This is a genomic window from Nocardia neocaledoniensis, assembly GCF_003182135.1.
Taxonomy (GTDB): domain Bacteria; phylum Actinomycetota; class Actinomycetes; order Mycobacteriales; family Mycobacteriaceae; genus Nocardia; species Nocardia neocaledoniensis.
The window spans coordinates 418144-439003 of sequence record NZ_QGTL01000003.1 but is presented as its reverse complement, the minus strand read 5'-3'; the positions used below and the strand labels follow the sequence as shown (position 1 = coordinate 439003).

12 protein-coding genes are annotated in these 20860 nt (G+C 71.3%); 7 read left to right on the top strand and 5 right to left on the bottom strand.

What is annotated here, in order from left to right:
• Positions 1 to 29: 29 nt before the first annotated feature.
• Positions 30 to 1382: an alpha/beta hydrolase family protein gene (locus DFR69_RS10150; RefSeq protein WP_110037215.1), complete on the bottom strand. Its 1353-nt coding sequence runs from the start codon at positions 1380 to 1382 to the stop codon at positions 30 to 32.
• A 126-nt stretch (positions 1383 to 1508) separates the two neighbouring features.
• The gene (locus DFR69_RS10145; RefSeq protein WP_110037214.1) at positions 1509 to 2216 is read right to left on the bottom strand and encodes a siderophore-interacting protein; all 708 of its coding nucleotides are present in this window, start codon (positions 2214 to 2216) and stop codon (positions 1509 to 1511) included.
• Positions 2217 to 2284: 68 nt separating this feature from the next.
• Between DFR69_RS10145 and DFR69_RS10140 the strand changes: the two genes are divergently transcribed.
• Positions 2285 to 3553 (top strand): SidA/IucD/PvdA family monooxygenase, encoded by a 1269-nt coding sequence (locus DFR69_RS10140; RefSeq protein WP_110037213.1) that lies wholly within the window; start codon positions 2285 to 2287, stop codon positions 3551 to 3553.
• Positions 3554 to 3608: 55 nt separating this feature from the next.
• Here the strand turns inward: DFR69_RS10140 and DFR69_RS10135 are convergent, their stop codons facing one another.
• Positions 3609 to 4298: a GNAT family N-acetyltransferase gene (locus DFR69_RS10135; RefSeq protein WP_308633193.1), complete on the bottom strand. Its 690-nt coding sequence runs from the start codon at positions 4296 to 4298 to the stop codon at positions 3609 to 3611.
• A gap of 240 nt (positions 4299 to 4538) precedes the next feature.
• Between DFR69_RS10135 and DFR69_RS10130 the strand changes: the two genes are divergently transcribed.
• The 6 genes from DFR69_RS10130 to DFR69_RS10105 all read left to right on the top strand — a co-directional run bounded on the left by DFR69_RS10130 (position 4539) and on the right by DFR69_RS10105 (position 20011).
• On the top strand, positions 4539 to 5291 hold the full coding sequence (locus DFR69_RS10130; protein ID WP_110037211.1) for a thioesterase II family protein: 753 nt from the start codon (positions 4539 to 4541) through the stop codon (positions 5289 to 5291).
• Positions 5288 to 6607, top strand: coding sequence for a beta-ketoacyl [acyl carrier protein] synthase domain-containing protein (locus tag DFR69_RS10125; RefSeq protein ID WP_110037210.1), 1320 nt, complete (start codon positions 5288 to 5290; stop codon positions 6605 to 6607). Before DFR69_RS10130 ends, DFR69_RS10125 begins: the two co-directional genes overlap by 4 nt.
• A complete protein-coding gene (locus DFR69_RS10120; protein ID WP_110037209.1) occupies positions 6600 to 9851 on the top strand; it encodes an SDR family NAD(P)-dependent oxidoreductase in 3252 nt (1083 codons plus the stop codon). The genes DFR69_RS10125 and DFR69_RS10120 overlap by 8 nt, the downstream gene beginning before the upstream one ends.
• Positions 9852 to 9865: 14 nt before the next feature.
• Positions 9866 to 15007, top strand: a complete 5142-nt coding sequence (locus DFR69_RS10115) for a non-ribosomal peptide synthetase (RefSeq protein WP_110037208.1) — start codon at positions 9866 to 9868, stop codon at positions 15005 to 15007.
• A 28-nt stretch (positions 15008 to 15035) separates the two neighbouring features.
• Entirely contained in the window at positions 15036 to 19562 is a 4527-nt protein-coding gene (locus DFR69_RS10110) for a non-ribosomal peptide synthetase (protein WP_110037207.1), read from the top strand.
• A 122-nt stretch (positions 19563 to 19684) separates the two neighbouring features.
• Positions 19685 to 20011: a VOC family protein gene (locus DFR69_RS10105; protein WP_110037206.1), complete on the top strand. Its 327-nt coding sequence runs from the start codon at positions 19685 to 19687 to the stop codon at positions 20009 to 20011.
• 18 nt (positions 20012 to 20029) lie between these two features.
• Here the strand turns inward: DFR69_RS10105 and DFR69_RS10100 are convergent, their stop codons facing one another.
• Both DFR69_RS10100 and DFR69_RS10095 read right to left on the bottom strand, forming a co-directional pair.
• Positions 20030 to 20476: a PIN domain-containing protein gene (locus DFR69_RS10100; RefSeq protein ID WP_244198185.1), complete on the bottom strand. Its 447-nt coding sequence runs from the start codon at positions 20474 to 20476 to the stop codon at positions 20030 to 20032.
• Positions 20473 to 20706, bottom strand: coding sequence for a CopG family transcriptional regulator (locus DFR69_RS10095; RefSeq protein ID WP_110037205.1), 234 nt, complete (start codon positions 20704 to 20706; stop codon positions 20473 to 20475). The genes DFR69_RS10100 and DFR69_RS10095 overlap by 4 nt, the downstream gene beginning before the upstream one ends.
• Positions 20707 to 20860 lie beyond the last annotated feature (154 nt).

Here is a 20860-nt window from a genome sequence, read left to right as displayed (position 1 = left end):
ACCATGACCCAGCTCGGCCCCGATCGCCACTACCGCGGGACCGGCCCGCCCGCCACGCCCGAATGGCCACGCGCTGCGGGGTCGACCGCGCCGAGTTCGCCGAGCAGGAACGGCGCGAGGATGTCGTTGGCGGCGCGCTGGGTGGCTGCCGGTCCGCGCGATCCGCCGATCACCATCGATGCCGCGAAACGTACCGGCGGCGCGAGGAATTGGGCGACATCGGTGAAGCTGTAGTGGTTCGCCTCGCTGAACTCGTAGCGGAAGCCGGGCGCCTGGGCGCGTGCCAGCAGCCCGCGATTCCCGTCGAGATAGCGCTGGGAATGGCCGGTTTCGGCGTGGTCGCTCTCGAGCAGGAGGACGGGGCGGGAGACCGGCTGGGTCAGCGGGGTGCCGTAGAGGGTGCCGTCGAGATTGGCCGCGGCCGTGATCCGCTGGTCGGCGATCGTGGCCGACCAGGCGGCGGCGCCGCCGAAGGAATGGCCCGCCGCGGTGATCCGGTCCAGGTCGACGCGGCCTTCGAGCGGGCCGAGCACCTCGGGGCGGGCGAGCTGGTCGAGGACGAATCGCAGGTCGGCCGTGCGGGTTTCGAGCCGCTCGGTCATGAAGCGATCGCCGTCAGGATCGTCGGCGGGGATGTTCTCGACGGCCGTGGCGACGGTGCCGTCGGCGAGTTCGGTCACCGCCACTTCGTAGGGGTGGTCGACGGCGAGCACGATGAACCCGCGACTGGCCAGATCGGCGACCAGGCCGGAATAGAAGGCGCGCGGTGCGCCGTAGCCGGGGGAGAAGAGGACGACGGGCCAGCGTTGCTTCGCCGGTGACACCGGCACATCGGCGGTCGCGTTCGTGTCCGGACTCGGCACGAGGAAGCTCGGAATCCCGGATATCCGCGCGGGCATCCGGCCGTGCCCGTCGAGGTAGACCCATTGCCGCCCGGACGCCACGTCGGTCGGATACCACGCCTGCACAACGACATTGCGCCGGTCCTCGGCGGAGGTGGCCGGTTCGGGCCGCCCCTCGTCGACCCAGCGGAAGATCTCCGATCCCACGAGATAGGGCCCTGTCGGCGCGGGCAGCTCCGGGCGCGGCGGCACCGCCCACGGCACGACCGACAGCGCCGCGAGCACCCCGATCCCGGACCGGAACAGCACCCGGCGCCGGGCCCCCGCGGCGTCGGTCACCACGAAGGCGAACATCACCACGATGAGCAGGTACACCGGCCACCAGTGCCAACAGCCCTCGAGCGCCCACACCCCCAGCGCGCCGATGACCAGCACCGGAAGGGCGAACGGGGCCACCCGCCTGCCGGCCCTCGGCACGGCGACCAACGTGATCGCCATCGCCACGACGGCGATCAACATCAGGACATCGATGACGGACACGCTCGCTCGATTCGGTCAGGTCGGTTCCGGTGTTCCGACTTGTCCGACCAGCCTGCCGCAGCGCAGGCTACCTGCGCATCTGCCGCGAGGCGCAGGCGCGGTCAGCCTGGGGGATGACCCCAGGCCTCACTTCCAGTAGGCCTGCGCCTTGATCGCGGTCTTGGGCAGCGCGTGCTGGGACTTGAGGGTCTTCACGATCGAGCGGGTGGTCTGGCCGCAGCACGCCACCCAGGCGAACGCCTCGGCGGGGCAGCTCATCTCCTGTGCCGCCTCGCGCAGCAGGCGGCCGTCGTCGACGCGCTGCAGCCAGGTGAGCTGGTGGTGCGGCTTGTTGTGCACGGGGATGGTCATGTCCGACTCGTACTGCCATTCCAGCCAGACCCGTGCGGGAGTGTCGCCGATGGCGTCGAGCAGGGAGTTGATGGCGGGCAGCGAGGCGGTGTCGCCGAAGACGACGTACTCGCTCGGGGTCTGCTCGGGCAGCTGGAAATTGGAGCCGAGGACGGTGGCGTCGAGCAGGTCGCCCGGCTTGGCGCGGACGGCCCAGTCGGCGGCCGGGCCGTTGTGCAGCGCGAAGTCGATGCTGGCGGTGTCGGCCGCCGGGTTCGGGTCGACGAGGGTGTAGCCGCGGTGGTGCAGCTTGTCGCTCTCGGCGTCCGGGATCCAGAGCCGGATCCACTGGGTCGGGTGCACCGGGTGGTCCGCGAGGAGTCCACCGACGGTGAAGCCGATCCGCACGAACTTGTCGGTGATCTGCTCATTGGAGGTCACCGTGAGCGTGTAGTCGGCGCCGCCCCAGGCCTTGGTGATGAGCCCGTTCAATCCCTTACCCATGCCGTTAGGTTAGCCTAAGGTCACATATTTGTCTGTATGGCGTTCGTGAGAGAGCGGAGAACGAACCGGTGGAAACCCTCCTGGTAGTCGGAGCGGGGCCGAAAGCCCTTGCGGTAGCGGCTAAATCGCACGTGCTGCGCACTCTCGGCCTGTCCGCTCCCCGCGTGGTCGTCGTCGAGTCGCACGCGGTCGGTGGCAACTGGCTGCCCACCGGCGGCTGGACCGACGGTCAGCACCGGCTCGGCACCAGCCCCGAGAAGGACATCGGTTTCCCGTACCGGTCCACCTGGGCGCGCGGTCGCAACCGCGAGATCGATCAGGGGATGGCCGCGTTCAGCTGGACCTCGTTCCTCATCGAGCACGGCACCTATGCCGAGTGGATCGACCGCGGCAGGCCGAGCCCGCAGCACCACGTGTGGGCCAAGTACCTGCAGTGGGTCGCCAAGTCCATCGATCTGGAACTGGTGCTCGGCAAGGTCGAGCAGGTCAGCCACGCCGGGGACCGCTGGCAGGTCGACGTCGTCGACGCCGACGGCCGCCACACCGAACTGACCGCCGACGGGCTGATGATCACCGGCCCCGGCCGCAGCAGCCGCGCGCTCGCCGAACATCCCCGCGTGCTCAGCATCGCCGAGTTCTGGGACCTGGCGGGCAAGCGCAGCCTGCCGGTGGCCTCGCGCGCCGCGGTGATCGGCGGCGGCGAGACCGCGGGCTCGGCGCTGGACGAACTGGTCCGCCACGAGATGCTCACCATCTCGGTGATCTCGCCGATGGCCACCCTGTACACCCGCGGCGAGAGCTTCTTCGAGAACTCGCTGTTCAGCGACCCGGTGAAGTGGAACGCGCTGAGCATCCAGGAGCGCCGCGACGTCATCCGCCGCACCGACCGCGGTGTGTTCTCGGTTCGGGTGCAGGAGAGCCTGCTCGGCGACAACCGCGTGCATCACCTGCAGGGCCGGGTCACCAAGATCGTGCCGCAGGGTGAGTCGCTGGCGCTGACCCTGACCAACGAGTTGCGGGCCGATCAGGTGCACGCCTTCGACCTGGTCGTCGACGCCACCGGCGGGCAGCCGCTGTGGTTCCTCGAGATGTTCGACCAGCAGACCGCCGACCAGCTCGAGCTCGCCGTGGGCGGCCCGCTGACTCAGCAGCGGATCGAGGCGTCGATCGGCTACGACCTCGCCGTCACCGGCCTCGCCGGAAAGCTCTACCTGCCGAACATGGCCGCGCTGGCGCAGGGCCCCGGCTTCCCGAATCTGAGCTGCCTTGGCGAACTCTCGGACCGCGTGCTGCAGACCGAGCCGGCCAGGAGCCGCTCGCGCGTCACCGCCCGCTGAGACAACGACGAAGCCCCGCGTCTCCTCAGGCGCGGGGCTTCGGTCGGCTGGGTGCTCAGGCTCGGGCGACGGGCAGGTCGTCGGGGGTGCGCGGCGCCGCGTAGAGGGCGATGCGACGGTCGGGGCGGACGTCGAATTCGTCGATCCGGTGGAAGCCCGCCTTGGTGAGACTGCGGCAGATGGCCTGGTTGCGGTGGTCGGGATCGCCGAGGACGCGGCGGCAGTCCGGGTTCGCGGCGAAGAGCGCGGTGACCATCGTGGCGATCCAGCCGGTCATGATGCCCTTGCCGATCACCGCGGTGTCGGCGGTGGCGATGTGGAAGCCGATGTCGCCGGGAGCCGAGTCGTACAGGTGGCCGATCTCGTCCTTGGCGGCGCGATAGAACTCGAGGTAGGCGATGTCACGGACGCCGAGTTCGGGCCGGCCGAGCAGCGCGAAATCGAGGCTGAGCAGGCAAGGGCGCGAATAGGTTCCGGCCAGCTGAGCGCGGAAATCGGTGCGACGGCGGTCGGCGTCCCAGTCCTGCTCCCACGATTCGAGCAGGTGCGGGCGGGCCATCCACTCGACGAGCAGGTCGGGATCGGTGCCGTCCGGGTCGGCCACGCGCAGGGTGAACGGGGCCGCGAAAACCGGCAGGTTCGGCGCCGGCGCGGCGGCTACGTCGGCGGGCAGTTCGGTCTGCTCGCGAGGTAGCACGTAAGGGGTCCCGGCGGGGCTCATCTGCTCGGCGCTCCGTTCAATCACAACCGGTGTTCATCATAACCGTGGTTACCGCAATGGTAAGGCTAGCCTATACTAATGGCCGGGTGATACTGTTGCCCGACCGATCGCCCGATGGTTGCCGGCATGGCATTGCGGGACGGTCTCGGGTGCAACAGGATTCGCCCCGGCCTCGTACGACTGTGCGGGCCGGTCCGTGCCTCTGCGCGGAGTTGGACAGTGCGAAACGGCGGCGTGACCCTGCGCGGCCGGTGAGGGAGAGACATGGCAAGAGAACTCGGCTGGATCAGGCAATTCCAGGCCCCCAGGACCGATTCCCTACCGCCGCTGATCGTCTTCCCGCACGCGGGCGCGGGCGCGTCGGCCTACCGGGTGTTCGCCAAGCGCATGAGCCAGGACTTCGACACCGTCATCGTGCAGTACCCGGGCCGGCAGGACCGGCTGGCCGAGCCCGCCGCGCAGACCCTGCCCGAGCTCGCCGTGGGCGCCTTCGAGGCCTTCCGCGGCTCCGCCCGCGACACCGGCGCCCCGCTCACCGTCTTCGGCCACAGCATGGGCTCGATCGCCGCGTTCGAGTTCGTCCGGCTGGCCGAGGCCGCCGGGTTGGCCGTGCGTTTGCTGGTGGTCTCCGCCGCGGCCGCGCCGCACCGGATCGCCGAGCTCCCCGGACACCCCACCGAGGACGAGGAATTGCTCGACCACATGTCCGCGCTCAACGGCACCGGCGCCGACGTGATGGCCAGCCGCGAGGTCATGCGGATGGCGCTGCCGGTCCTCAAGGCCGACTACCGCGCCTTCGACGCGTACTCCTGCGGCCCCGATGTCCGGGTCGCCGCGCCCCTGCTCGTGCTCGGCGGCGACGACGACCCGTTCGTCGGGCCCCGCGACCTGTACGGCTGGGAGCAGAGCACCACCGCCGCGATCGAGGTCAACCTGTTCGCGGGCGGCCACTTCTACATCGACGAGAACATCGAGGGCGTCGCCGAGGTGCTCGCGGGTCAGGCACTCGCCCGATGACTCAGGACACCGATCCCATCGTCATCGTCGGCATGGGTGTCGAGGCTCCCGGCGGCGTCGACACCCTGCCGGCGTTCTGGTCGGCGCTGGCCGACGGCCGCGAACTCATCGGCCCCTTCCCCCGCGGTCGCGAGTGGCCGCTCGACGAACTGTTCGCCCTCGGCAGACTCGACGGCTGGGCGCCCGTGCGCGACGCGGGCGGCTTCCTCGACGGCGCCACCGAATTCGACGCCCAGTTCTTCGGCATCACCCCGCGCGAGGCGGTGGCCATGGATCCGCAGCAGCGGGTGGCCATGCGGGTGGCGTGGCGCGCGCTCGAGCACGCGGGCATCAATCCCGGTGCGCTCGACGGTGATCCGGCCGGGGTCTGGATGGGCGTGTCGACGGTCGAGTACGGGCCGCGCGTCGGCGAGGTCAACGAGTACAGCGGCTACCGCGCCACCGGCACCGCGCTCGGCGCGGTGGCGGGCCGGATCTCGCACGGGCTCGGGCTGATCGGCCCGTCGATCAGCGTCGACACCGCGTGCGCGTCCTCGCTGACCGCGGTGCATCAGGCGGCCGCGGCCGTGCGCGCGGGCGAGTGCGAATGGGCACTGGCCGGCGGCGTGTGCGTGATGGGTTCCCCCGGCGCGTTCTACGAGTTCTCCAAGAACAACGCGCTGGCCACCGACGGTCACTGCCGCTCCTACGCCGCCGATCCGACAGGAACGCTCTGGGGCGAGGGCGCCGGTGTCGTTGTGCTGGAACGAGAGTCGCGGGCGAAGGCGCTCGGTCACCGGATCTACGGTCAGCTGCTCGGCTCGCGGGTCAACCACAACGGCGCGGGCGCGCCGATCGCGGTGCCCAGCGCGGCCGCGCAGCAGCGGCTCATCGAGGCCACCGTCGCCGCGGCCGGGATCGACGCGAGCGCGATCGGCCTCATCGAGGGGCACGGCACCGGCACCGCCGTCGGCGATCCGCTCGAATTGACAGCGCTGGCAGCGACTTACGGCGCTGTCGACCGTACCGACACCCCGCTGCTCGGCTCGGTGAAGTCCAACGCGGGCCACGCCCAGGCGGCCTCGGGCATGCTCGGGCTGATCAAGGTGCTGCTGTGCGGCGCCAACGGCGCGATCGCGCCGAGCCTGTGGGCCGAGGACCCGACCACCGACATCGACTGGGACGCGACCAGTCTGCGGCTCGCCGCGAAACTCACCGACTGGGCGCCGCGCGCCGACGGCCTGCGCTACGCCGCGGTGTCCTCGTTCGGTGTCGCGGGAACCAACGCGCACGCCATCGTCGGCCTGCCGGTGCTGGAGGAGACCAACCATGGCTGAGTACCGTCTGCCCGACGGGCGCGTCCCCGTCCTGCTGTCCTCCGACAGCGTCGACGGGCTGCGCGCCGAGGCCGCCGCCGTGCGCGGCTACCTGCTCGAGCATCCCGAGGTGAGCGCGGAACGCCTGGCGGACATGCTGTTCCGCACCCGCGTGCCGCGCCGCCGCCGCGCGCTGATCCTCGCCGCCGCCGGTGCGGCGGGTAACGACGAGCTGTCGGCCGCCCTCGACGCGATCGCGACCGATGCCGACCACCCGTCCGTGGTGCGCGGTGACGTGGCCGCGAGCGCGCGCCGCGTCGGGTTCGTCTTCCCCGGCCAGGGCAGCCAGCGGCCGGGCATGGGCTCGCTGTTCTACCAGCAGTCCGCCGCCTACCGCGCCGTCGTCGACGAATGCGCGGCCCTGCACGAAGAGCGCTTCGGCCACTCCCAGCCGCTGCACTACCTGCTCGGCCACGAGGGGCAGTACGAGGACACGGTGTGGGAGGTGCAGCCCGCGCTGATGTTCCACATGACCGGCCTGGCCGCCGTCTGGCGCGCCGCAGGTGTCGAACCGAGCGCGACCGTCGGGCACAGCCAGGGCGAGCTCGCCGCGGGCGCGGTCTCGGGCGTGATGACGCTGCGCGACTCGGTCCTCGCGGTGACCCACCGCGCCCTGCTCGCGGATCGGCTTTCCCCGCGCGGCTACTCGATGGCCGTGTTCGGCATGGACCGCGAGAGCGTGGAAGCGCTGATGGCCCGGCATTCGGGCTGGGCGGAGCTGGCGGTCGTCAACTCACCGCACATCATCGCCATCTCCGGTGAGCGCGGCGCCGTCATCGATCTGGTCGAGGCGGCCACCGCGCGCGGCCAGTTCGCCAGGGAGATCCGGGTGGCCTTCCCCGCGCACACCTCGATCGTCGCCGAAGTGCGCTCCGATTTCGAGGGCTTCCTCGGTGACGAGATGAGCGCTACGAACTTCGCGCCCACTGAGATCCCCTGCTACGGAGCGACTCTCGGCGAGCCGATCACGCCGGACCTCAAGCAGGAGGAGTACTGGTTCTGGAACCTGCGCAACCGGGTGCGGTTCGACCGCGCCGTGGTCAACGCGGGCAGCGACGGCGTCGACCTGATGATCGAGGTCGCCGAGCACCCGATCCTGCAGCTGGCGCTGCAGGAGAACCTGAGCCAGGTCCCGGCCCGGCCCGGCCTGCCGCCGCGTGACTTCCGCGTACTGGGCACCTCGCTGCGCACGGCGGAGGATCTGTCCGAGTTCACCCGCAATCTCGCCCAGGTCGCCGTTCTCGATCTCGGTTACCGGTGGGACGCGCTGCGCGTCGACGACTCGGTGACGCTGCCGCTGCGCGATTTCCCGCACACGATCACCGCGCCCAAGCGCCTGTGGGCGCCCCTCGGCACGCGCGAGACACCGGCCGAACTCGTCGTCGACGCGCCGAAATCGCAACGGCTGGTGGAAGAGTGGACGCCGCTGCAGCGCCGGACGCTGACCGCGCCGCGCAGCCTGCTCATCGTCGACCCGACCGGTGACTGCGCCGAGCAGGCCACCGCGCTCGTCGCGGCGGCCGACCGCCATGGCGCCGAAGCCCGATCGCTGGGTCCGGCGGGGCTGGACGCGCTCGATCAGCGAGCCGATGCGGCCCGCCCCGGTGGCGGTTCGGCCATCGGCTCCCGATCGGATGGTGACCCGGTCGCCGCGCCGGGTATGCCGCGGGAGAACGCCGCTGCCGGAACCGGTTTCGCCGACACGGTGATCATCCTGGTGCCCGTGGGCGTCGATGACGGCGTGCGCGAGGCGATCGACGCGCTCACCCGGTTCTACGCCGAGCGCCCCTGGGCCGCCGCGCTGTCCGCGCTGCGCCCCGGTGGCGAGTGCTGGCTGATCACCGTCGGCGGCGAGGCCGTGCGCGACAGCGATCCGCTTCCTGGCCTGTTCCAGTCGGGGGTGGCCGCCGGGTTCCGTAGCGTCGGCATCGAACACCCCGGCACTCGTTTCCGGCATCTCGATCTCGCCGCCGGCGAGCCCGTGGTGTCCCAGGCCGCCAAGATCGTCGGCGCGGTGCACTCCACTGGAGAGGCCGAGCTGGCGTTGCGGTCGGGCAAGCTCTTCGTCAAGCGCCTGGTCCCCGACGCGGCAGCCGAAACAGGTTCGCTGGGAACAGATCTCGATCATGTCGTGATCATCGGCGGCACCGGCAAGCTGGGCCTGCGCTTCACCGAGCACTTGGCAAGGACGGGCGCGGGCAGGATCACCCTGCTCAGCCGCAGCGGTGAGACCGAGGAGCTGGCGGGCGAACTGGCACGGTTGCGTCGGTTGGGGAACACCGAGATCGTGGTCAGGGCTTGCGATGTCAGCGATGCCGACGCCGCGAAAGCCTTCGGCGCCGAGATCGCCGATCGCCCTGCCGATCTGGTGATCCACGCCGCCGTCAACTACGTCGACGCCGAACTCGGCGCGATCACCGCCGCCGATGTGCGCACCGCGGCCGCCGCCAAGCTGCGCGGCCTGGACAACCTCGTCGACACCGTGCCGCTGACCACCGACGCGCGGGTCCTGCTGTGCTCGTCGATGGCCGCGACCATCGGTGGGCGTGGCCAGATCCTGTACGCGGTCACCAACCGGATGCTCGATGTCGCGGCCCGCCGCCTCCGCGCCCGTGGCATCGCCGCGGCCAGCCTGCAGTGGGGGCTGTGGAGCGTGGCCGGTCCGCTCGACGACGCCGGGTTCGCCCGGGTCGAGGAAGCGGGGGTGTACCCGATGGTCCCCGCCGACGCGATCGCGGCCGGGCTCGCCGAGCCGATCCGCGACGGCATGATCATCGCCGCCGACTGGGACTTCCTGCGCGAGGTACTCGGCGCCTTCGGCCAGGAGAGCCTGATCACCGGCCTGGAATCGACTGTGCCCGCGCAGCAGGCGAATACGTCGCGGCCCGCCGCTTCGTCGCGAGTCGCCGTCGAAGCGGAGCGAGCGGCCGTGAACGAGGCGGTCGCGCCGTCGGGTTCCGACACCGTCCCGCTCGACCTGCGCATGCGCACCGAGCTGCTGAAGGTGATCGGCGGCGACAGCACCGAATCCATCGACGCCACCATGCCGCTGGTCGCGCTCGGCCTGGATTCTCTGCAGGCCTTGGACTTCCGCAAGCGGGTCAAGGCGGAGCTGGACCGGGATCTGCCGGTCGCGGCGATTCTCGGCGGCGCGTCGCTCGACGATGTCGTGCTGCTGATGGCACAGAACACCAACCAGGGCTGAGGGGCCGAAAGAACATGTCAGACACCGAAGCCACCCTGTCCGTCGCCGAGCGCCGCAAGCAGTTGCTCCAGCAGAAGCTGCGCGCCAGCGGCATGGCCGCCGCGACGCCGGCCGCGACCGCCGTCTCGCGCATCGCCGCGGGGGAGCGGCGCCCGCTCACCCCCGGCCAGCGCCGCATGTGGTTCCTGCAGACCCGCGACGCCGACGACACCGCCCTCAACATCTGCGTCGCCTACCGGCTCACGGGTCCGCTCGACGCCGACCGCCTGCACGCCGCGTTCGACACCGTCGTCGCCCGCCACGACATCCTGCGCACCACCTACGGCACCGATGCCGAGGGCGAACCGTTCCAGGTGTTCACCGCCGACGCGCGCGCCGCATGGACCGCCCACGACCTCACCGACCTCGCCGAATCCGGCCGCGACCTGCGCGTGGAGGTGCTGGCCCGCCGCGATTTCGACCGTCCGTTCGCCCTGGGCACCGAGCTCCCGCTGCGGGCCACGCTGATCCGCACCGGTGCCGACGAGCACGTGGTGCTGTTCACCATCCACCACATCTGCTGGGACGACGACTCCTGGGCCGTGTTCTTCACCGAGCTGAACGCCGCCTACCAGGCGTCGGTTCCCGCCGCGCATCCCGACGGCGCCGGTGACACCGTGCAGTTCGCCGCGATCGCCTCCACCGCCGAACCCGCCGAAGCCGATGTCGCCTACTGGCGCGATGCCCTGCGCCCGCTTCCCGAGCCGCTGGAACTGCCCGGCTCGGCAGCGGCGAACCCCGGCCGGCACGCCCAGCGCCGCACCCATCGCCTCCCGGCCGAACTGGTCGCCCGCACCGAGCAGTTCGCGCGCGAGCAGGCCGCCACGCCGTTCATGGTGCTGCTGGCCGGCTTCGACGCGCTCGTGCACCGCTACACCGCCGCCGACGACTTCCTGGTCTCCATCCCGGTCACCGACCGCCCCGCGGGCACCGAACAGCTCATCGGCTACTTCGGCAACACCCTGCTGCTGCGCGCCACGCTCGGCGCGCGCGAAAACTTCGCCGGCCTGGTCGCCGCCGTGCGCGAGACCTGCTCCGGCGCGTTCGCCCGGCGCGGCGTCGGCATCGATCGCGTTGTCCGCGAGGCGAATCCGGACCGCGTCGCCGGTCGCGACGGAATGGACCAGCTGGTGCGCCTCGGCTTCTCCGTGCGCAAGAGCGCCGACGGCTTCGCCATCGACGGCGTGCGCTCCACCCAGCTCGAGCTCGGCGCCGCGAGCGCGCAGGTGCCGCTGTCGCTGGCCATCGTCCTCGAAGCCGACGGCACCGCGGTCGTGGAGGCCGAGTACCAGACCGACGTGCTCGCCGAGCCGCTCGTCGAGCAGCTGCTCGCGCACTTCGGCAACCTGCTCGACGCCGCCCTGCGCGACCCGAGCCGTCGCCTCGCCGACCTCGACATGCTCGGCGCCGCCGACCGCGCCGCACTGCTGGAACGCTCGCACGGCCCGCTCTCGGACCAGCGAGCGACCACCCTGGTCACGCTGCTCGAGGCGGCCGCGGCCGCCGACCCGGAGGCCACCGCGCTGGCCTCCGACGACGTCGAACTCACCTACGGCGCCCTGCACGCGCGCGCGAACCGGTTGGCGCACTGGCTGATCGGGCAGGGCATCGGCGCCGAGGACCTCGTCGGCCTGCGCCTTGGCACCTCGGTGGAGTTCATCGTCGCCGTGCTCGCCGTGCTGAAGGCGGGCGGCGCCTACCTGCCGATCGACCCGGCCTACCCCGAGGACCGCATCGAATACCTCGTCGCCGACGCGAAGCCCCGCTTGCTGCTCGGCGCACCGGAACTGGTCGACGCCGAGTCGGCCGCCGCCGCGCTGCCCGAGTCCGCGCCCACCGATGCCGACCGCGTGCGCCCCCTGCTGCCCGCGAACCTCGCCTACGTCATCTACACCTCCGGCTCCACCGGCAAGCCCAAGGGCGTGCCGGTGCCGCACGCGGCGATCGCCGAACACATCGTCTGTTTCACCGCCGACTGGAACATGACCGCGCAGGACCGGCTGATGCAGTCCTCGTCGGTGAGCTTCGACGCCTCGCTGGTCGACATCGCCATCACGCTCACCGTCGGCGCGCAGCTGATCGTGCCCAAGCCCAACGCCTTCCGCGACATCCGCTACGTCGCCGACCTCATCACCCGCCGGCGGGTGACGGTGCTGCACATGGTGCCGTCCATGCTGAGCACCTTCCTGCTGCTGCCCGAGGTGAGCGAATGGCGCACCCTGCGCCAGGTCCCCGTCGGCGGCGAGGCGCTGCCCGGCGAGGTCGCCGACCGCTTCGCCAACACCCTCGACGCCGAGCTGCGCAACCACTACGGCCCGACCGAGGCGGTGGTGTGCTCCACGCACATGCCCGTCGACGGGCCGCAGGGCACCGGCGTGGTGCCGATCGGCCTGCCCAACCGCAACGTCTACACCTATGTCCTGGACGAGGCGCTGCAGCTGGTGCCCGACGGCGTCGTCGGCGAGCTGTACCTGGGTGGCGAGCAGCTCGCCCGCGGTTACCTCGACCGGCCCGCGCTGAGCGCGCAGCGCTTCGTGGCCGACCCGTTCACCCCGGGCGCGCGACTCTACCGCTCCGGTGATCTGGTGCGCCGCAACAGCTTCGGTGAGCTCGAATTCGTCGGCCGCGCCGACGAGCAGGTGAAGGTGCGCGGTTTCCGCATCGAACTCGGCGAGGTGGAGGCCGCGATCGCGGCGCATCCGGCCGTGGCCCACTGCGTCGTGATCGTCACCGAGGACCCGGCCGTCGGCGCGATGCTGGCCGCCTACGTGGTGCCCGCCGAGGAGACCGTCGACCTGGAACAGGTGCGGGCCTTCGCCGCGGGCGGGTTGCCGGATTACATGGTGCCCAGCGCCTTCGCGGTGATCCCCGAGATCCCGCTGACCGTCAACGGCAAGCTCGACAAGCGGGCGCTGCCCGCCGCGACCCCGGCCGTCGCGCGCACCCACCGCGCACCGGCCACCGCCACCGAACGCAAGATGTGCGCGCTGTTCGGCGCCCTGTTCAGCCTCGACGAGGTCGGCGCCGAGGACTCCTTCTTCGAGCTCGGCGGCCACTCGCTGCTCGCCGCCCGGCTGGTCGCCCAGGTGCGCGCGGAGTTCGGCGTCGAACTCGACGTGCGCGTGGTCTTCGACAGCCCGACCCCGGCCGCGCTGGCCGCCGACCTGGTGGCGCGGTTCCAGGCCGAATTCGACATCGACCTCGACGCGGTGGACGCCGACGAGGCCGAGGAGATCTCGATGGACGCCGGTGCGGTCGCCGCGCCGTCCTCCGAACCCGACCGGTCGACAGCAGTTGCCGCCGAGGCCACCGCGGCCAACGTGGAGCCGCTGTCGCGAGCTCCGCGTCCCGCGATCGGCGGACGCGCACGCGGCGAGCGCATCCCGCTGTCCTACTCGCAGCTGGCCATGTGGTTCCAGTACCGCATGGAAGGCGCTGGCTCGGTCGGCAACCTGCCGCTGGCCCTGCGCTTCACCGGCGCGCTCGACATCGCGGCCCTGCGGTCGGCGCTCGACGACGTCGTCGCGAGGCACGAATCCCTGCGCACCACCTTCCCCGAGCAGGACGGCGTGCCCTACCAGGTCGTGCACCCCGCCACCGCGGTGCCGCTGCCGATCCGGGAGATCGCGCCCGGCGAGCTGTCCGCGGAACTGGCCGAGATCGCGAACTACGCGTTCACCCTCGACGGTGAACCACTGATCCGCGCCGAACTGCTCGTGCTCGACGCCGAGACCCATGTGCTGTCGCTGCTGGTGCACCACATCGTCGCCGACCACGCGTCCTTCGGCGTGCTGCTCGACGACCTGACCACCGCCTACCGGGCGCGCGGCGAATCCGGCGCGGCGCCGAACTGGCAGCCGCTGCCGATCCAGTTCGCGGACTACGCGCTGTGGCAGCGCGAGCTGTTCGATCAGGCCGCGCCGAGCGAATTCGCGCTGGCCCAGATCGAGTACTGGCGTTCGGCGCTGGCCGGAGTGCCCGAGGAGATCGCGGTCGCCCACGATCGGCCGCGTCCGCCGGTGCTCGGCAAGCGCGGTGAGGTGGTCACCTTCACGTTGCCCGTCAGCGTGCGCTCGGGCCTGGAATCGCTCGCGATGCGCAGCGGCGCCACCGAGTTCATGGTCTGCCAGGCCGCGGTGGCGACCCTCCTGCACACCCTCGGCGGCGGCACCGACATCACCCTCGGCACGCCCGTGGCGGCCAGGACCGACCCGGCCACCACGAACCTGATCGGCCTGTTCGCCAACATGGTGGTGCTGCGCAACGACTTCACGGGCGCGCCGACCCTGCGCGACACCGTGCTCGCGGCCCGCGATGTCGTCCTCGACGCCAACGCACACCAGGACCTGCCGATCGAACGGCTCGTCGAAGCCCTCAACCCGCGTCGCTCGCGCTCCCGGAACCCCCTGTTCCAGAGCATGATCCACTTCCGCGGCGCCGACTGGGCGCCGGCCACGCTGCCGTTCGCGTCCTCGGGCGCGTCGACGGTGACGGTGCTGCCTGCCGACTTCGACGTCTCGTTCCTGGATCTGAACCTGAGCCTGAACGTCACCACCGACGGTGGCATGGACGTGCGCGTCGTCGTCAACGCCGACCTCTACGACCCCGCCACCGCGGCCCTCGTCGCCGACGCGCTGGCCGCCACCCTGCGGGCCTTCGCCGAAACCCCCGACCTGCCGGTCGCCGACCTGCGGGTGCTGCCCCAGGCCGACCTCGACCGGCTGCTCACCGCGCCCGAACCCCTTGCCGCCGTCTCGGTCGCGAGTGCGGCGACGGCGGACTCGGACACCGAGCGGACCCTGATCACGCTCATCGAGGAACTGCTCGAGATCGACGACGTCGTCGGCGCGGACAACTTCTTCGCCCTCGGCGGCGACAGCGTCATCTCCATCCAGTGGTCGGCTCGCGCCGCCGAACTCGGCCTGCCGCTGACCCCGCAGCTGGTGTTCGAGTGCGCGACGATCACCGAACTGGCGGCCGCGGTGGACGCCGCCGCGCCCGCGGAGCAGCCGAGCACCGAAGAGCCCGAACAGGTCTCGCACGCGCCGATGAGCGCGTCGGGTCTGGAGGCCGACGCGCTGTCCGCGCTGACGGCCGCCTGGTCCGCGCAGCGATGAGCACCACCCAGCTACGAGAGGACGCAGCATGAGTGCGCCGCAGATCGAAGACGTACTCGCGCTGAGTCCGCTGCAGGAAGGGCTGTTCTCCCTCTCGCGGCTGGCCGGTTCCGAGATCGACCTGTACACCATGCAATTCGTGGTGGACATCGACGGCCCGCTCGACGCCGACCTGCTGCGCCGCAGCGCGCAGGCGATGCTGGACCGGCACCCGAACCTGCGGGCCGCGTTCTGGGACACCGATGTGCCCAAGCCGGTGCAGATCATCCCGTCCACGGCGGAACTGCCGTGGACCGAGCGCGCCGCCAGTTCTTCGGAATTCGCCGCGATCGCCGAGTCCGAGCGGCGCGTGCCGTTCGCGCTGAGCCGTGGGCCCGCGCTGCGGGTGCTGCTGCTCGACGTCATCGACGCGCCCGCGCCGCGCAAGCGGATGATCCTCACCGCGCACCACATCCTCATGGACGGCTGGGCGGTCGCGGTGTTCTTCACCGAACTGCTGGCGGTCTACCGGGCGGGCGGGCGCCTCGACGGGCTGCCCGCTCCGCGCCCGTACCGCGACTACATCGGCTGGCTCGGCGCCCAGGATCACGATGCCGCGGCCCGCCGCTGGGCCGAGTATCTGAGCCAGGTCAGCGCGCCGCTGGTCCTCGCCGACGGCGCGGGCTCGACCGGCTCCGCGGTGCCGGAGACCACGCGACTGCGCCTGTCCGCCGGCGAGACCGAGCGGCTGCGGCAGTGGGCCCGCGCGAACGGCATGACGCTCAACACCGCCGTGCAATTCGCCTGGACGCTGCTGCTCGGCCGGATCACCGATCGCCGCGACGTCGTGTACGGCACCACCATCTCCGGCCGCCCCGAGAAGCTCGCCGGGGTGGAGGGCATGGTCGGCCTGTTCATCAACACCGTGCCCGTCGTGCACCGCCTCGACCCCGCCGAACCCGTCGTCGCGCAATGCGCGCGCCTGCAACGGGATTCGTCGGCCATGCGCGACATCGGCTACCTGAGCCTGTCGACGCTGCAACGCGCCGCCGGGCACGGTGCCCTCTTCGACACCCTGTTCGTGTTCGAGAACGCCCCGATCGACGACGCGATCCAGACCGTCACCACCCCCGACGGCGCCCAGTTCCGGCCGATCGAGATGGAGAGCCTCGCCCACTATCCGCTCACCGTCGTCTCGCACCTGAGCGAGGGCGAACTGCTCGTGCTCGTCGAGGCGCTGCCCGCGTTGCTGGGCCACCTCGACCCCGCCGACCTGGGGCAGCGCCTGGTGTCCGTCCTGCGCGCGCTGCCCGATCTCGACGCCGCCGCCACCCTCGACGCGATCGACCTGCTCACCGCCGACGAGCACGCCGAACTCCGCGCCGCCGCCACCGACCTGGCCTCGGCGCCGACCGAGACGCCGTGGGAGCTGTTCGCCCGCCAGGCCGCCGAGGCGCCGGACGCGATCGCGCTCACCACCACGGCCGGTGAGGTCCTCACCTACGCGGAACTCCATGCCAGGGCGTGCCGCCTGGCGGGGGAGTTCGCCGCGCACGGAGTCAGCCCGGAAACCGTTGTCGCCCTGATGCTCCCGCGCGAGACGGCCTCGATCGTCGCCATCCTGGCCACCTTCGCCGCCGGTGCCGCCTACGTTCCGGTCGACATCACGCTTCCAGCCGAGCGCATCGCTTCGATTCTGCGCCAGTCGAATCCGGTGCTGGCCGTCCTGCGCGAGGGTGACCGCGCCCTGCTCGCCGACGCCGCCCCCGCGCTCGCGCTCGACGACCCTGCCGTCATCGACCGCATCGCCGCACGTCCCGCGCAGGCGCCCGCGGTGCGCCGCGAACTCGAGCACAGCGCCTACATCATCTTCACCTCCGGCTCCACCGGCGAACCGAAGGGTGTCGTCGGCACGAATGCCGCGCTGGCCGGCTACTTCGCCGACCACCTCGCGCGTTTCTACCGTCCCGCCATGGCGAAACTCGGCCGCCCGCTGCGGATCGCGCACGCGTGGTCGCTCGGTTTCGACGCGTCCTGGCAGCCGATGGTCGGTCTCTTCGCCGGGCAGGCCCTGCACCTGTTCGACGCCGACGAGATGCGTGACGCGCACCGAATCGTCTCGGGCATGGCTGATTTCGACATCGACATGATCGACACCACCCCCTCCATGCTGGCGCAGCTGGCGGCGGCGGGCCTGCTCGACCGCGAACTCCCGGTGCTCGCGCTCGGCGGCGAGGCCATCGACACCGCGCTGTGGGCGCGGCTGCGCGCCCTGCCGGGGACCGCCGTCCACAACTGCTACGGCCCCACCGAGGCCACCGTCGAAGCGGTCGTCGCGCCCGTCGCCACCTCGGAGATCCCGACCATCGGCACCGCCAACGGCGGCATGGTCGGCTACGTGCTCGACTCCCGCCTGCGGCCGGTGCCGCCGGGCATCGTCGGCGAGCTCTACCTCTCCGGCGTGCAGCTGGCCCGCGGCTACCTGGGCAAACCGGGCATCACCGCCGACCGCTTCTGCGCCGACCCGCACCGCCCCGGACAGCGCATGTACCGCACCGGCGACCTCGTGCGCAGGCTCCCCGGCGGCCGCTTCGGCTACCTCGGTCGCGCCGACGCGCAGGTCAAGGTGCGCGGCTATCGCATCGAGGTCGGCGAGATCGAGACCGCGCTGCGCCGCTCCGCCGAGATCGACACCGCCGCGGTGACCGTGGTGCGCCGCGCGGGTGGTGCCTCGCTGGTCGGCTTCGTCGTCGGCAAGGCCGGGCGCGCGGTGGTCGTGAGCCGGGTGCGCGCCGATCTGGCGCAGCGCCTGCCCGCGTACATGATTCCGGCGCGCATCGTGGTGCTCGAGCAGCTCCCGGTGAACGTCAACGGCAAGCTCGACGGGCACGCGCTGCTCGAGCTCGCCGAACAGACCCTCGCCGCGGCCGAAGGCGACGCCGCCGCCGAGACCCCGACCGAGATCGCGCTCAGCGAGGTCTTCGCCGAACTGTTCGACGGCCGCGCCCCCGGCGTCGACGCCGACTTCTACGAACTCGGCGTCGACAGCATCGTCGCGATCTCGCTGGTCAACAAGGCCCGCCGCCGTGGTCTGGCGCTGAACCCGCGCATGGTGCTCGCCTGCCCCACGATTCGTGAACTGGCCGCCGCGATCGACGAATCACCGGTCACCTCCGCGAAGTCCGACGACGACTACGGCGTCGTTCCGCCGCTGCCGGTCGTCTCCTGGATGTACGAGTACGGCAACTACCGCCGCTTCACCCAGAGCGCGCTGCTGCGCCTGCCCGCCGGGATCGACCGCGCCGGACTGGAAGCCACCCTCCAGGCCCTGCTCGACGCGCACGACACCCTGCGCGCCGTGCTCACCGACACCGCCGACGGACCGCGCCTGGTCACCCGCGCACCCGGTGTGGTGCGGGCCGCCGATGTCGTCATCGACGCTCCGCGCGGGCTCGCCGGTGCCGAACTCGACACGGCCATCACCCGATTCGCGCGGATCGCCAACGACGACATCGACCCGCGGGCGGGTGCGATGGTCCGCGCGGTGTGGTTCGCCGATTCCGAAGGCGACGGCGATGTCCTGCTGCTCGCGATCCACCATCTCGCGGTCGATGTCGTCTCCTGGCACATCATGATCGACGGGCTCGCCGCCGCCTGGCAGCAGATCCAGTCCGGCGTCACCCCGAAGATGCTGCCCGAGTTCACTTCCTACCGGCAGTGGTCGGAAGCCATGTGGCAGCGGGCGAGCGAGCCCGAGGTGCTCGCCCAGCGCGACTACTGGACCGCCCAGGTGGGGGCGCCCGACGCCGCGCTCGGGTCGCGTCACCCCGCGCCGGCCACCGACACCTGGTCCACCCTGCGGGTGCGCTCGGTCCTCACCCCGGTGGCGCTGACCGAACGCCTGCTGGGCCGGCTCGGCAAGGACGAGGGCGTGCGCGAGCTCCTGCTCACCGCCCTCACCATGACCATGGCCTCGGTCCACGCCGACAACGGAAACGACCCAGCCGCAGGCGCTTTGATCGCGCTGGAAGGGCACGGCCGCGCCGACGCCGAACTCGGCACCGACACCGCCAACACCCTCGGCTGGTTCACCAGCGTGTTCCCGGTGCGCCTCGGCGTCGGCGCCGATGCGGTGGATGTGGCGGGCGCGCAAGCGGATCCGGCCGCCGCGCGTTCGCTCCTGGACAGCGTGTCCACCCATCTGCGGGAGATCCCCAACCAGGGGCTCGACTACGGGCTGCTCCGGTACGTCGACCGGGTCAATGAACTGCGTGCCGCCGAACCCCAGGTCGAGTTCAACTACCTGGGCCGCATCGACCTCTCCGGCACCGAGGGCGACGCGTGGTCGCTGCTGGTCGGCCCCCGCAACGAGGCCCTGCCGCTCGACCCCGAACCCGACCTCCCGCTCCGGTACGCGCTCGACGTCATCGCCGGCATCGGCACCACCCCCGACGGCCCGGCCCTGACCACCAACTTCCGCTGGAGCACCGCCCTGTTCACCGAGCAGCAGGCGGAGCGCCTCGCGGACCTGTGGACCACGGCGCTCACCGCCCTCGCCGCCGCGATCGAGCACTGAACAGGGTCGAACGCGGGTGGTCCGACCGCCCGCGTTCGGCACCGCCGGTGATTACGCTGACCCGTGGAACATCGTCAGATCTCCGCCCGAGCCAGTCCGCTGTCTTTCGGAAGGACGTACAGATGAGCCCCACCGTCGGCGCGGTCGTCATCCCGGTCACCGACCTGGACGCCGCCAAGAAGATCTACACCGCCCTCTACGGCGAGCCCCACACCGACCAGCCCTACTACGTCGGTTTCAACGTCAACGGCTTCGAGATCAGCCTCAACCCCCAGGGCGAAGGCGGTCCCGTCGCCATGACCGACGTCGACGACCTCGACGCCACCCGCTCCGCCCTCCTCGCCGCGGGCGCCACCGAACAGTCGCCCCCACGCACCGTGGCCCCCGACCTGCGCATCTGCGTCCTCGCCGACAAAGACGGCAACCCCTTCGGCCTGCGCGGGAAATAGCGCGCTGCTCCCCGCGGATCAGAGATCTGCCGGGAGCACCCGAAACGCGCGGTGCGCTGTCAACGGCGTCAGCGCGCGGAAGTCGCGATGGTCGAGTGTGAGCACGGCATCGGTCTCGTACTCCGCCGCCAACGCGACGCACACCGCATCGGCGAGGTCGAGATTCAGCGCAGGGTACAGCGTGCGCACAGCGTTCGCCTGGTCGAGGATGTCCGCGGTGATCACGGCGATCTCGAACGCGCCGAGGCGGACCTGGGCATTGAGATCCTCGATCATCGACTGAGCACGGGCGCGGCCGAGTTCCCGTTTCCCCACGTGATCGAGCTCCGCCAGGGCCAGCGGCGACAGCACAACGAGCCCCGCGCGCTCGAGGGCCGCGAACGCCGCGTCGCTCTCGGGAGCGGACGTGTCGAAGGCGGCGATCAGTCCGGACGTGTCAGCGATGACGATCCCGGTTCCGGTCACGCAACGCCGTCTTCGGCGAGAATCTCCTCAGTTCTGGCGGCGAGCGTGGGGTCGCCACTGGCGAAGCGCCGTAGTCGCAGCGGCTCGGACCGGCGCCGCAAACGCATCGCGGCCAGATGGATCGCCTCACGGATGATCTCCGCTTCGCTCGCGTCAGAGCGCGAAGCGGCGTCTTTGATGACCGCCAGGTCATCGGCTTCGGCGTAGACCATCGTCCGCTTGAGGGGCATATGTGCATGATAGCATATATGCTTCGAGGTGAGGTTGCGCGGTAGGCTTCCGCCGTGCGGCCGGGTGGAGTGGTTCCACCCGCAGCCCCTGATCCACTACGGACCCTTGCGCTACATCGCGCCCGACACCCCCACTGATCATCGTCAACGGCCA